Raw genomic sequence first — 13,347 nt, forward strand, 5'->3', positions numbered from 1 at the left:
GGGCCTCAGCCCCTGGCCGCGAGCGCCGCCGCGAACTCCTCGTACGCGTACTCGTCGAACAGCACGAACCGTACTTCGGTGAGGGGCGCGGTCGCCTCTTTGCGGACCGTGCTCACCGCGATCCGCGCCCCGTCGTCCATGGGCCAGCCGTAGATACCGGTCGAGATCGCGGGGAACGCGATCGACTTGGCCCCCAGCTCCGCCGCCACCCTCAGTGACTCCCGGTAACACGAGGCGAGGAGGGCGCTGCGGTCCTCCTCCCGGGACCAGACGGGTCCCGCCGTGTGGATCACATGGTCCGCGTCGAGCCGGCCCGCGGTGGTGGCGACGGCCTGGCCGGTCGGCAGACCCTTGCCGTACCGCGAGGCCCGCAGTTCGCGGCAGGCGGCGAGGATCTCGGGGCCGCCCACACGGTGGATCGCCCCGTCGACACCGCCGCCGCCGAGGAGGGAGGAGTTGGCCGCGTTGACGATGGCGTCGACATGCTGCCCGGTGATGTCACCGCGTACGAGAACGAGGGACGGCTGCTGCGTCATGGCGTCATCCTCCCACCTGGCAGGCGGTGTTCAGACCATGATTCAGCGGACGGCGCGCAGCCGGCGCCAGACGGCCCGTGCCGCGTGGTGACCGGACATCCCGTGGACGCCCGGGCCGGGCGGGGTCGCGGAGGAGCAGAGGAACACGGCGGGGTGGGCGGTGGCGTACGGCACCCGGGCGAGTTTGGGGCGCAGGATCGTCTGGAGTCCGGAGAAGGCCCCGCAGGCGATGTCTCCGCCGACGTAGTTCGCGTTGCGGTCGGCGAGCTCCGGCGGCCCGGCGAACGCGCGGGCGAGGACGAGATCGCGGAACCCCGGTGCGAAGCGCTCCAGCTGACGCTCGATCACCTCGGTCGCGTCTCCTTCCCAGCGGGCGGGGACGTGCCCGTACACCCAGAAGACGTGTTTGCCGTCGGGGGCGCGGGACGGATCGACGACGCTGGGCTGCGCGGTGATGAGGAAGGGCGTCTGCGGGTCGCGCCCGGTGACGGCGGCGGCGAGCGCGGCCTCGATCTCGGCGGCGGTGGGCCCGATATGGACGGTTCCGGCCGTACGGGCCTGACGCGCGGTCCAGGGGACGGGTCCCGACAGCGCGTAGTCGATCTTGAAGACGGAGGCGCCGTAGTGATACCGGTCGTACGCCCTGCCCAGCCCGGCGATCCTGGCCAGCGCGGTCGGCGAGGTGTCGAAGACGTACGCGCGGGCCGGGGGCAGTTCGTCGAGCCGCTTGACCTCGACTCCGGTGTGGATCGTGCCGCCCTGCTCACGCAGATACGAGGCGAGGGCGTCCGAGATCGACTGCGATCCGCCGCGCGGGACGGGCCAGCCGTTCGCATGGGCGGCGAGCGCGAAGATCAGGGCGATACCGGAGGTGGCGATGCCGGAGGTGGGCGCGATGGCGTGGGCGGCGAGTCCGGCGAAGAGTCCCCGGGCCTTCTCGCCCCGGAAGCGGCGCGCGATCCAGGTCGCGGGCTGGATCGCGGTCAGCCCGAACCGTACGAAGCGGTACGGGTCACGGGGCAGCCGCTCCCACGGCGTACGCAGGAAGTCGGCGGCGATGCTGTCCCAGTGGCCCGCGTAGGGGGCGACCAGACGGCGGTAGGTGCCGGCGTCCTCGGGTCCCAGGGACATCGCGCTCTCCCCCACCGACCGGCTGAGCACGGCCGCGGTGCCGTCGGGGAAGGGGTGCGCCAGCGCGGGCTCGGTCGCCAGCCACTCGAGGCCGTGCCGTTCCAGGGGCATCGAGGCGAAGGCGGGAGAGCCGATGCCGAGCGGGTGCACGGCGGAGCAGGGGTCGTGCCGGAAGCCCGGCAGGGTCAGCTCCTCGGTCCGCGCGCCCCCGCCGACGGTGTCCAGCGCCTCGAACAGGGCCACGGAGAAGCCGCGGCGGGCCAGCTCCGCCGCGGCGGTCAGTCCATTGGGGCCGGCCCCCACGACGACGGCGTCGAGCATCGATGGCACCTTGGGACTCCTTCGTCGGCCGACGTCCGGAGGCCCAGGATATTCCGGCCCGCCCCGGGCCGGTCCCCGGGTTCGTGCGGGGGCGTGATACGGGCGTGGCCCGGACGCGGGGGCGGGCCCGGGGAATGCGCCCACTCGGCACAGGGGCAGGGAGGCCGCGTACGGACATACGGAGGACAGGGCGGGCAGGGCGGGGCGGGCACGATCCGGAGTAACCCGACGGGACCCGGCGGACGGACGAACCGGAGGGCCGGACCCGGAGGGCGGAACCGGAGGGCCGGCGGACGGACGAACCGGAACACCGGACCCGGACCGGTCCTCCGTGCACGGGCCTCGCGCACCCGAGGCCGGCCGGAGACGGGTGCGGGCAGGACGCGGGCAGGGGCCGGTGGCATGGGCGTACGGCCTGTCACGGACCATGTGACACGGGCCCACGGGTCAGCCGCGGACCAGGGACGTAAGGCCGGGAACCCTACCCCGGGTGGGGGCCGGTTCGCGGGCGCGCACACCGCCCGCCGGGTACCCGGCGGGCGCACCCGGCGCGGCTCTCCGCCCCTCCTGGTTCAGCCCGCCGCCAGCAGGCCCCGGATGCGCTCCGCCGTCGCCGCGTCCCTCGCCGCCGTGAAGGGGAGGGCGTTGCCGTCGCCGATGCGGAAGGGCTCGCCCGCGACGGTCAGATGAGCCCCACCGGCCTCGGTGACCAGCAGCAGGCCCGCCGCGTGGTCCCAGGCGCTCTCCCAGGAGAAGGCGATCGCGTCCAGTTCGCCCCGGGCGATGGAGAGGTACTCCAGGCCCGCCGATCCGCAGGGGCGGGGGCGGACGCCGTCGGAGTTCAGCCCGAGGAGGGCGCGCTTCTGCTCGGGCGTGGTGAAGTCGGGGTGGGAGGTCGCCACCTCAAGCGGCGCGCCGGGCTCGGGCGCGCCCGACACGAGCGGTACGCCGCCCAGGTGCGCGCCCCCGCCCCGTACCGCGACGGCCAGTTCGTCGAGCGCCGGGGCGAAGGTCCAGGAGGCGAGCAGTTCACCGCGCTGGGCGAGCGCCACCAGGGTGCAGAACCGCGCTTCCCCCCGGACGAACTGCCGGGTGCCGTCGACCGGGTCGACGATCCATACGGGCGCGTCGCCGTGCAGTGCCCCGTACAGCGAGGGGTCGGCGTAGACCGCTTCCTCACCGACGACCACGGACCCGGGGAGCAGTGCGGACAGGGAGGCGGTGAGGTGTTCCTCGGCCAGGCGGTCGGCGGTGGTCACCAGGTCGTGCGGGGCGCTCTTCTCGACGATCTCGTGCGCGGCGAGCTGACGGTAGCGGGGCATGATCTCGGTGGCGGCCGCCTTGCGGATCGCCTCCTCGACATCGGACAGGTCACCGGACAGAAAGTCATCGATCATATGTCCAGCTAAGCATGGCCGTGGGGGTGTTCCGCGCCGGGCCGTGGCCCCGTTACCTCTCGTTCACCGTTCCCGGTACGGACGGCCGGTTCGGAGCCATCCGCAGGACAGGACGGACCCGCTGATCCCGGCCTTGACGCCCACCGCGGTGATGTGCGTCACTCCCCCGCCCGGCCCGCCGGTCCCTCCGCCGGGTGGCCGTCCACGGGCGTCCCACCCGGGTCGCGGTGCCGGCCCTGTCGTGAGCGGGGTGCCGCCGGAGCCATCGGCGAGCGGCCACGCGGCCCGTCGCACCGCCTCCGCACGGGGTCCGCGGTGCGGCCCGGAGGACGGGTGCCCGTCCGGCGTAACGTACGAGTCGGAACGAGAACATTCCTGCGGGCAGAGCCCCACGACTGCGGAGGACGCATGCACGGCGAGTACAAGGTCCCGGGCGGAAAACTCGTGGTGGTCGATCTCGACACGCAAGACGGCCTCCTGCGCAACGTCCGGGTCGCCGGGGACTTCTTCCTGGAGCCCGACGAGGCGATCCTCGCGATCGACGGCGCCCTGGAGGGGGCTCCGGCCGAGACCGGTGCCGCCCAGCTCGCCGCCCGTATCGACGCGGCCCTGCCGCCGGGCACCCAGATGTACGGTCTGACCTCCGAGGGCATCGGCGTCGCCGTACGCCGTGCCCTGGCGCACGCCACCGACTGGACGGACTACGACTGGCAGCTCGTCCACGAGGGGCCCCAGCCGCCCGCGCTGCACATGGCGCTGGACGAGGTCGTCACCGCGGAGGTCGCGGCCGGGCGGCGCCCGCCGACGCTGCGCGTGTGGGAGTGGGGCGCGCCCGCCGTGGTGATCGGGAGTTTCCAGTCCCTGCGCAACGAGGTCGACCCCGAGGCCGCCGAGCGCCACGGCATCACGGTGGTGCGCCGGATCAGCGGCGGCGGGGCGATGTTCATCGAGCCCGGCAATACGATCACGTACTCGCTCTCCGTGCCCGAAGCCCTGGTCTCCGGGCTCTCCTTCGCCGACAGTTACGCCTACCTCGACGACTGGGTCCTCGGCGCGCTGGCCGGTATGGGCGTCAAGGCGTGGTACCAGCCGCTCAACGACATCGCCACGGACGCCGGCAAGATCGCGGGCGCGGCACAGAAGCGAGTGGTGGGGCAGGGCGGCGGCGCGGTGCTGCACCATGTGACGATGGCGTACGACATCGACGCGGACAAGATGCTCGACGTCCTGCGCATCGGCCGGGAGAAGCTCTCCGACAAGGGGACCAAGAGCGCGAAGAAGCGGGTGGATCCGCTGCGGAGGCAGACCGGGCTGCCGCGCGAGGCCGTCATCGAGCGGATGATCGACTCGTTCCGGGGCCGGTACGGTCTGTCCGACGGGAAGATCACGGAGCGGGAGCTGGCGCGGGCCCAGGAGCTGGCCGCGACGAAGTTCACGACGGAGCGGTGGACGGCGCGGGTGCCGTAACCCGCCGTACGCCCGTCCCGCCCATGGGACGTCGCCCGGCCGCCCCCGGCCTCCGGGACACCGTGTCCCCGCTGGGCCGGGTCCTTCTCGCGGCTGCGCGTGGGCCGCGCCCGCAGAAGCGGCAGCGGGAGCGCGTCGGTGGGGTCGTCCGACGGGATGCCGGTGGCTCGGGGGCACGTACGGACCCCGGGCGTGTTGTCCGTGCCCGGAGACCCGTGCCGGAGCCGGTGGTACGGGTTCGCCCGGCGATCAGCGCGGGTTCCCTCGGGATGCCGGTGGCTCGGGGGCACGTACGGACCCCGGGCGTGTTGTCCGTGCCCGGAGACCCGTGCCGGAGCCGGTGGTACGGGTTCGCCCGGCGATCAGCGCGGGTTCCCTTGCTCCGGTGGCCGGGGCGTGCCGTCCAGGTAGGCGAGCACCGCCCGTACGCGGCGGTGGCCGGAGTCGTCCGGTGCCAGGCCGAGCTTGGCGAAGATATTGCCGATGTGCTTGTGGACGGCGTTGTCGGAGATCCGCATCCGTTCGGCGATGGTGGCGTTGTCGTGGCCCTGCGCCATGAGGGCGAGCGACTCCCGTTCACGGGCCGTGAGGGTGTCGAGAGGGTCGCCGCCCCGGCGGGCGAGGAGCTGGGCGACCACTTCGGGGTCCATGGCGGTGCCCCCGGCCGCGACGCGGTGCAGGGCGTCGACGAACTCGGCCACCCGGCCGATGCGGTCCTTGAGGAGGTAGCCGATGCCGCCGCGGCCGTCGGAGAGCAGCTTGCCGGCGTAATCGCGCTCCACATACTGCGACAGCACCAGGATCGGCAGCGCACCGTGCTCCCGGCGGGCCCGCAGCGCCGCGTGGATCCCCTCGTCGCGGAACGACGGCGGCAGCCGCACGTCGACGACGGCGATGTCGGGGCGGTGCTCGGCGACGGCGCCGAGGAAGGCCTCGGCGTCGGGGACGACAGCCGCGACCTCGAAGCCCTTCGCCGCCAGCATCGCCTCCAGGCCACCGGCCAGCAGGACGTTGTCCTCGGCGATCACGACCCGCACGGGACCTCCTGAACGATCGTCATGAGCACGGTATCCGGACGGTGAGGGTGGTGGGGCCGCCCGGTGGACTGTGGAGGCGGACGGTGCCGTCCAGGGCGGCGACCCGGCGGCGTATCCCGGTGATCCCGGTGCCGCGTGCCTCGTCCGCGCCGCCCTCTCCGTCGTCGGTGACCTCGATGGACAGCGCGTCGCCGGGGCGCTGGACGCTCAGGGCCGCCCGGGTGGCCGAGGCGTGTTTGGTGATGTTCGTCAGCGCCTCGGCGATCACGTAGTAGGCGACCGCCTCCACGGTCGCCGGGAGCCCGCCCAGGTCGTCGAGCTCGAAACGGACCGGCACTCCCGACCGGGCGGCCAGCGCCGTCAGCGCCCCGTCGAGCCCGCGGTCGGCGAGGATCGGCGGGTAGATCGTCTGGAGCACCGTGCGGAGTTCGGCCATCGCCTCCTCCGCCGTCTCGTGCGCCTGCCGGAGCAGCGTCGCGACCGCCTCCGGGTCGTCGGTGAGCGACTCCCTGGCGATGCCCAGCTGCATGGCGATGGTCACCAGGCGCGCCTGCGTCCCGTCGTGCAGATCGCGTTCGATCCGCTGGAGCTCCGCGCCGTGGGCGTCGACCACGCCGACCCGGCTCCTGGTCAGCACGTCGACCCGCTCGGTGAGCCGCTCGCGGGCCGACGGCGCGAGCACCGCCAGGCACAGACGGGCGTGGAGCCGTGCCAGCGGAGGCAGCACCCACCGGGCCGCCGCACCGAGGACGGCGAGCTGAACGGCGCCCCCCACCAGCGCGGTCGCCCAATCGTCCACGCGGACATCGAGGAACGGGAACAGGGTGGGACGCTCGCCGTCGGGAAACGCCCACCACAGGGACACCGCCACCGCGGCGACCAGGATGTTGCCCAGGCACATGAGGGCGGCCAGCCCGAGCGGGATCCCGACGGCGATATGCGTGAGCGCCCAGGCGAGATTGCGCCACCCGGCCGACCGCCCGTCGCCCGGAAGTCCCAGCAGCCGGGCGGCCCGCCTGCGGTGCCGGTCCGCCCAGCCCCGCGCCGCCGGGGGCGCGAGCAGCACAGGCAGCGCGAGGACCGTGACCACGGCGGTGGCCAGCGTGCCCAGCAGATAGACCGAGCCGGAGAACACCCGGTTGCGCATGCGCACCTCCTCGCGACGCGGTGGTAGAAGATCATTGTGCGTCACCGGTTCCCGCCGGTCACTACAGCGGGCTGTAGCAGGGTTCGTACGACGGGCCCTATCGTGCCGGCCGTCCGGCCGCCCTAGCGTCCTCGCCCATGAAACCGACCTCCGCACGGCCGACCCCTGCACGACAGACCTCCGCACGGCCGACCCCTGCACGACAGACCTCCGCACGACCGAAACCGGCCTCCGCACGACCGAAACCGGCCTCCGCACGACCGAAGCGGGCCTTCGCCCGGACCTGCGGACGGCTGGTCCCGGCCCTTGCTCTGATCGCCCTGTCGGCCGCCGTCGCACCCCCGGCCGGTGCGGGCGGCGGCCCGCCCCCACGGCTCGGCTGGAAGCCCTGCGCCCAGGGCCCCGACGACGCCCTCGGCCGGGAACTCGACCGGGCGGGCGCACAGTGCGCGGAACTCGCCGTCCCGCTCGACCACTCCAGGCCCGGCGGCCGCACCATCACCCTCGCGCTGTCCCGCCTCCCCGCCACGGACCGCGCCCGGCGCATCGGCACCATGGTCCTCAACAGCGGCGGCCCCGGCGAACCCACGCTCGGCATGCCGCTCAAGACGCGTGCGGCCATGAAGGACGTCGGCGCCCGTTACGACCTCATCGGCCTGGACCCGCGCTTCGTCGGGCGCAGCACACCGCTCGACTGCGGCTGGCCCATCGGCATGTGGCTCCGCTCGGCCGGTCAGACCCGCGCCCGGTTCGACCATCAGGCGGCGGTGCAGCGCGACCTGGCCGAGCGCTGCACCCGGCGCCACGCCGACGTACTCCCGTACGCCAACACCCGCGACACGGCCCGGGACGTCGACCTTGTGCGCCGTGCCCTCGGCGAGCGCCGGATCTCCTTTCTCGGCTACTCCTACGGCGCCTATCTGGGCGCGGTCTACTCCCAGATGTTCCCCGGCCGCACCGACCGTCTCGTGCTGGACAGCGCGGGCGACCCGCGAGAGTGGGGCCCCAGGGCCATGCGGGGAACCGAGGACGAGGCGGAACGCGCGCTCCGCGGCTGGGCGGTCTGGGCCGCCGAACGCCACGGCACCTACGGCCTCGGCGCCACCCCCGCCCGGGTGCTCGCCACCGTGAACACGATCGCCGCCGCAGCGGACGATCGCCCACTGCGTGTCGGACCGTACGAGGTGGACGACCAGGTGGTCCCGTACATCCTCTCCATCGGCCCCGGCGACGACCGCCTCGCGGCCCGCGCGGAGTTCGCCTCCACCGTCCGGACCCTCAACGAGGCCGCGCACGGCCGCCCCGCCGACCCCGGTCCCGGACTCGACGGACTCCTCACGTTCGTCCTGACCAGCGCCGGTTCCCCGCTCGCCGGTCCGGCCGCCGCGATCGTCTGCGGCGACCGCGCGGCCCCGCGCGACCCCGACGTCTACTGGAACGACGTCCGGCGCAGCCGGGCCGGCCATCCCCTCTTCGGTCCGCTCAAGAACAACATCTGGCCCTGCGCCTTCTGGCCGGACCGCCCGCGCGAGCGCCCCACGAGCATCGGCAACCCCGCCCCCGCGCTGATCGTGTCCGCCACCGGGGACACCGCCACCACCTACGAGGGCAGCAGGGCCATGCACCGGGCGCTGACCGGCTCCCGTCTGCTCACCCTGCGCGGCACCACCGCTCACGGGATCTACGGCGAGTACGGCAACGCCTGTGTGGACACCGAGGTCAACGCCTATCTGGCCACCGGAACCCTCCCCGCGTCCGACCCGGTCTGCCGTCGCTGACCGACCGGCCCGGCGACACCCCCGGGGCCGCGCGCGTCGAGCGGGGCGCGAGGCCCCCTCACTCCTGCACCGGGGCGCTCCCGGGGATCACGGGGGTCGGCGGGCGCATCTCGTACCAGCGCCGGTCGGCCTCCAGTTGGGCGGCCAGCGAGATCAGCTTCTCCTCACTGCCCGCCGGGCCGAGGAGCTGGGCGCCGACGGGCAGTCCGTCCGCGGTGAGACCGGCGGGTACGTTGACGGCGGGCCAGCCGAGGACATTCCACGGCCAGGCGTAGGGGCAGGCCGCGGCCATGACGGCGTTGGTGCGCCAGGTGCCGAGGCCGTCGAAGGTGCCCACGCGCGGCGGCGGGCCGGCGGTCGTCGGGGAGAGGACGACATCGAAGCCCCGGCCTTCGAAGATCTCGCCGATCCGGGTGTGCTGGTGACTCTCACGGGCGCGGGCGGCCCGCACGACCCGTCCGCCGAGGGCCCGTCCGGAACGCATGGTGCTGCGGGTACGGGGGTCGAGCAGCGCGGGGTCGGGGTGCAGGGCCGCGGCTTCGGCGACCCCGGCGGCGGCGCGCGGCAGAAAGCCGAGGCCGATGAGCCCGTACCGGGGGCGGGCCTCCTCGACCTCGTGGCCGAGGCGGGCGAGGGCTTCGGCGAGCGCGGTGACGGCCCGGCGGACCTCGGGGTGCGGGGTGGCGCGGGTGAGGGTGAGCGGGGGCCGCCAGGCGAGGGCGATCCGCAGCCGTCCCGGGTCCCGGCGTGCGGCGGCGGACGCGTCCACCGCCTCCGGCCGGTGCGGGTCGAACCCCTGGAGGGAGCAGGGGCCCTGGACCACATCGAGCAGGAGCGCGGCGTCGGCGACCGTACGGGCCAGGGGGCCGTTGACCGCGAGTCCCTGGAAGGCGTCGGTGTACGGGTGGAGGGAGACCCGTCCGCGCTGGGGCTTGATGCCCACCAGATGGGTCCAGGCGGCGGGGATGCGGATGGATCCCGCGCCGTCGGAGCCGAGCGCGGCGGGAACCAGCCCGGCGGCGACCGCCGCGGCCGATCCCCCCGACGAGCCGCCCGGGGTGTGCCCGGTGGACCAGGGGTTACGGGTGGCTCCGAAGGCGGGCCCCTCGGTGAACGGCCACTGGCCCAGCTCGCAGGAGTTCGTCTTGCCGACGATCACCGCTCCGGCCGCGCGCAGCAGCCGCACCGACTCGCCGTCCGCCGAGGCGGCGGCGATCTCGCCGCGGCAGCCGAAGAGGGTGGGCAGCCCGGCGACGTCGGTGTCGTCCTTGACCGCGACCGGCACCCCGAGAAGCGGCAGCCACTCCCCCGCGGCGAGCCGGCGATCGGCGTCCCGGGCCTCGGCGAGGGCCTTTTTCTCGCGGACCCAGCGAAAGGCGTTGATGGTGTCCCGGCTCGCTCTGATCCGCTCGATCGTGCTCGTCACCAGGGATTCGGAGGTGGTGTGACCGTCGCTCAACTGCCGTACGCAGGCGGTCAGTCCACGGAAGTCGGCGGCCGGGGCAGCCGTTCCGGATCCGTCGGTGGTGTCGCTGGTGGACACGAGGGCCGCCTCTCTTCCGTCCGTCCGAACAAACAGTACTGGAGAGTAACATCCAGGCGTTCGGCAGACAGCCGTTCCGTTCATCGGGGTGGCGCGCGGCCAGCGGGGTCGCGCACTCGCACCGCCGGGTCGGCGGCTGGACCCGCTGTCAGTGGCGGGTGCCACCATCGCCGTATGACCTCGACGGACGAGACAACGACCGAAACTCCATTCGACTGGCGAGAGTTCCTCACCCGCTGGAGCGGAGAGTGGGCCGACGCTCAGGATCCCGATGAGCGGGACGAGTCGGATCTGGAGCTGATAGCGGCGCGGTGGCTCGGCTACCCGGGTGCGTCGGACTCGGACATCGCCGCGCTGGAAGAGCGGATCGGCCATCGACTGCCGCCGTCGCTCGAGTCGTTCCTGCGGATCAGCAACGGCTGGCGGCCGGCGGACCACCCCGTCTACCGGCTGGCCGGGACCCGGGGCATCCATCCGCACCAGAACGCCCATGGTCTCGCCGAGATCTTCGGGGAGCACTTGGACGAGAACGCCTCGCCGCAGGAACTGCTGGAGGCCGGGATGTGGCACCGGGCGTTCCATCTGGACGCGGAGACGGACGCGACGATGGTCCTGATCGACCCGCTGGACCGGGACGCGGACGGCGAGTGGGCGGTGTACGAGTGGGCGTCCTGGCGGGCCGCGCCGCCCGAACGCTTTCCGTCATTCCGCCAATACATGCTGGACTGTTACCGGTCCTTTCACAGCTCGGCCGCCTACAAGGCCGCTCACGGCGAAGGACCGCCGTTCGCCAACGACACGACGCGGGCGCAGGACGCCGTGGTGGAGCGGGCCCGGCTGGCGGCCCTGAGCGGGGAGTACGAGGAGGCCCTGGCCCTGCTGAGAGCCGCCGAGAGGTACGGCAGGCCGAGGGCCGGGCTGCTGCGGGGGCAGTTGGACTGTCTACTCTCGGCACATGCCCGGGCGTTCTCGGTCGACGCCCTCGCGGTCGACCCGGTGTACGCCCCTGACCTGCTGCCGGTGGCCGCGGCGGGCTTCGCCACCACCGAGCGGCACTACAGCCAGACCGGCCGGTCGTGGGCGCTGCTCGCCCGCTGTAGTACGCCCGAGGCGCTGGAGAGGGCTGAGGAGGCGCTGCGGGCGGCGCGGGAGGGGACGTACCGCTTCACGGCGGACGGGCCGCTCGGGGAGGCGGCCGATGAGGCGCGGGCGTTGGCCCGCTGGGGCCGGTGGAACGAGGCGTGGCGGTCGCTGTGGGCCGCGCTCCCCCACTGGCGGGCATTGGGACCCGACCATCTGGCGCCGCTCGGACTGCTCGCGGATCCGGTACTGGGTCCGGTGATCACTCCAGAGCGGGGGCGGCTGTTGCTGGCCCTGCCCCGGGGCGAGTTCGCGCGGCCGGAGCGGGAGCGGCCCGACACGGCCCCGGGGCCCGTCGGGGACGCGCCGGGGGACGATCCGGTGGGTCTGTCCTGGCTGGAGGACGAGGTGCCGGACCGGTTCCACGGGGGCTATCGAGCCGTGTTCGTCGCGGACCCCGATCCGGCGGGTCTGCCCGCCCGTCTCAAGGACCCGGGCGGGGGCGGCCCCGGACCCGGCGGCCGGCCACAGCGGGAAGTGACGCCCGGGCCGGACGGGTTGTATCCACCGCTCAGCAGGTGGGACGCGGACCACCGGCTGGGCCTGGCGCTCGGCAGTACGTCGTACGACGACCGTGCCCTGGTCCAGATCGGGCAGGCGGCCCCCGGGTGGAGCTTTGCCTTCGACGGCACCCCGAGGGGCTTTGACGAGCTGCGTTTCGTCTCCCCGGCCGCTGCCGCCTCGGAGGGGACCAGGGCGGTGGTCGTCTGGCACAGCGTCGACACCTTTGACCGGTCTCGGACTCGTTTCCATCTCTCCGTCGGGGTCGACGGGGAAGAGGTGTGCGCGTTCTCTGTGACGGCAGGGGACGTCGAGCCGCACTGGACCGGGGAGATACCGCCGTGGCTGGCGCTCGACGGCTTCCCGGGAACGACCGGGCAATGGCGGGGCGATGAGAGCCAGGGGAGGGACGCGCACGACCCGAACGCCCCGGCCCGGGGGTTGCCGGGGACGCGGAGCGCGCTCAGAACCCTGGAGCGGGCCCTGGGACTGACCCTGCCACGCACCGCCCTGTTGGAAGGCCCACTGCACAGCTTCGTCACCCGTTCGTGGATCCGTCCGCCTGGTCCCGGCGATTCGTACGCCACCTTCGCCATCACCTCCTTCAGCCGACCTGACCACGGTGAGCACGTGTGAACAGCCCATAACTCCCATCCCGCGCCGTGCACGGCGGCGAGGGCCGCAGTGAGGCGGCGCGGGAGCGCGGCGACGTCGGGTCGGGGGTGCACGAGGACCTGCCTGCGGCCTGAGAGCGGCACCCGTCAGCCGGGGGCGCTCGCTCGGCATGCGCGCTCGCAGAGCCACACACCGTTCCGGCACCAGCCGATGACCCTCCGGATCATGACCAGCGCCAGCGGGCGATCGGCGGCGCCCTCACCCGCTGTCTCGCCCAGCTCCCTACGGCGAAGCCCCAGCCACCACATGAGGCGCAGCCTCTACCCGCCCGGGACCCGCATCGCGATCGTCTGCGACAACTTCTCCCCGCACCTGACCACCAAGCGCTGCCGCCGGGTCGCGGAACGGGCCGGGTCCGACAACGCCGAGATCGCCTGCACACCGACCAACAGCTCCTGACTGAAGCGCATCGAGGCCCAGTTCACCGCCCTGCGCTCCTTCACGCTGGACGACACCGACCACGCCGGCCACAAAGAACAGGGCAGCATGATCCGGCGCTACATCATCCGGCGAAATCGCCATGCCCACGACCGGCGCCTACGCGCCATCGTCGACAGAGTGAACGTTGCCTGATACCGCACTACTGATCTTTTCGTAAGTTCGGTTGGTGTGGTGGGTGGATGGTCAGGCCGGTATTGGCGAGGAAGGACCATGGCAGTTGGGGGTTGGCGTTG

At 73.5% G+C, this 13,347-nt stretch carries 9 protein-coding genes and 1 pseudogene; 4 read left to right on the forward strand and 6 right to left on the reverse strand.

Annotation, left to right across the window (positions count from 1 at the left end):
• Positions 1-5: 5 nt before the first annotated feature.
• The 3 genes from ACIBCM_RS34855 to ACIBCM_RS34865 form a co-directional block, all read right to left on the reverse strand.
• Positions 6-536, reverse strand: a complete 531-nt coding sequence (locus tag ACIBCM_RS34855; protein WP_399250405.1) for an O-acetyl-ADP-ribose deacetylase — start codon at positions 534-536, stop codon at positions 6-8.
• A 42-nt stretch (positions 537-578) separates the two neighbouring features.
• Positions 579-1,997, reverse strand: coding sequence for a phytoene desaturase family protein (locus ACIBCM_RS34860; protein WP_399250407.1), 1,419 nt, complete (start codon positions 1,995-1,997; stop codon positions 579-581).
• Positions 1,998-2,560: 563 nt separating this feature from the next.
• Positions 2,561-3,385 carry an inositol monophosphatase family protein gene (locus tag ACIBCM_RS34865; protein ID WP_399250409.1) on the reverse strand — a complete coding sequence of 275 codons (825 nt, stop codon included), beginning with the start codon at positions 3,383-3,385 and terminating at the stop codon, positions 2,561-2,563.
• Between the two features lie 408 nt (positions 3,386-3,793).
• Between ACIBCM_RS34865 and ACIBCM_RS34870 the strand changes: the two genes are divergently transcribed.
• The gene (locus ACIBCM_RS34870; RefSeq protein ID WP_399250411.1) at positions 3,794-4,852 is read left to right on the forward strand and encodes a biotin/lipoate A/B protein ligase family protein; all 1,059 of its coding nucleotides are present in this window, start codon (positions 3,794-3,796) and stop codon (positions 4,850-4,852) included.
• A gap of 362 nt (positions 4,853-5,214) precedes the next feature.
• On the opposite strand, the gene ACIBCM_RS34875 is transcribed toward ACIBCM_RS34870, so the two are convergent.
• Both ACIBCM_RS34875 and ACIBCM_RS34880 read right to left on the reverse strand, forming a co-directional pair.
• Entirely contained in the window at positions 5,215-5,889 is a 675-nt protein-coding gene (locus ACIBCM_RS34875; RefSeq protein WP_399250413.1) for a LuxR C-terminal-related transcriptional regulator, read from the reverse strand.
• 19 nt (positions 5,890-5,908) lie between these two features.
• Positions 5,909-7,036 (reverse strand): histidine kinase, encoded by a 1,128-nt coding sequence (locus tag ACIBCM_RS34880; protein ID WP_399250415.1) that lies wholly within the window; start codon positions 7,034-7,036, stop codon positions 5,909-5,911.
• A gap of 137 nt (positions 7,037-7,173) precedes the next feature.
• On the opposite strand from ACIBCM_RS34880, the gene ACIBCM_RS34885 reads away from it, so the two are divergent.
• The gene (locus ACIBCM_RS34885; protein ID WP_399250417.1) at positions 7,174-8,814 is read left to right on the forward strand and encodes an alpha/beta hydrolase; all 1,641 of its coding nucleotides are present in this window, start codon (positions 7,174-7,176) and stop codon (positions 8,812-8,814) included.
• A gap of 58 nt (positions 8,815-8,872) precedes the next feature.
• On the opposite strand, the gene ACIBCM_RS34890 is transcribed toward ACIBCM_RS34885, so the two are convergent.
• Entirely contained in the window at positions 8,873-10,357 is a 1,485-nt protein-coding gene (locus tag ACIBCM_RS34890; protein ID WP_399250419.1) for an amidase, read from the reverse strand.
• A 174-nt stretch (positions 10,358-10,531) separates the two neighbouring features.
• On the opposite strand from ACIBCM_RS34890, the gene ACIBCM_RS34895 reads away from it, so the two are divergent.
• Both ACIBCM_RS34895 and ACIBCM_RS34900 read left to right on the forward strand, forming a co-directional pair.
• On the forward strand, positions 10,532-12,634 hold the full coding sequence (locus ACIBCM_RS34895; protein WP_399250422.1) for an SMI1/KNR4 family protein: 2,103 nt from the start codon (positions 10,532-10,534) through the stop codon (positions 12,632-12,634).
• Between the two features lie 291 nt (positions 12,635-12,925).
• Positions 12,926-13,246 (forward strand): annotated as a pseudogene (locus ACIBCM_RS34900) (IS630 family transposase); the annotation flags it as partial.
• Positions 13,247-13,347: the final 101 nt, after the last annotated feature.

The organism is Streptomyces sp. NPDC051018 (genome assembly GCF_044456085.1).
GTDB lineage: Bacteria > Actinomycetota > Actinomycetes > Streptomycetales > Streptomycetaceae > Streptomyces.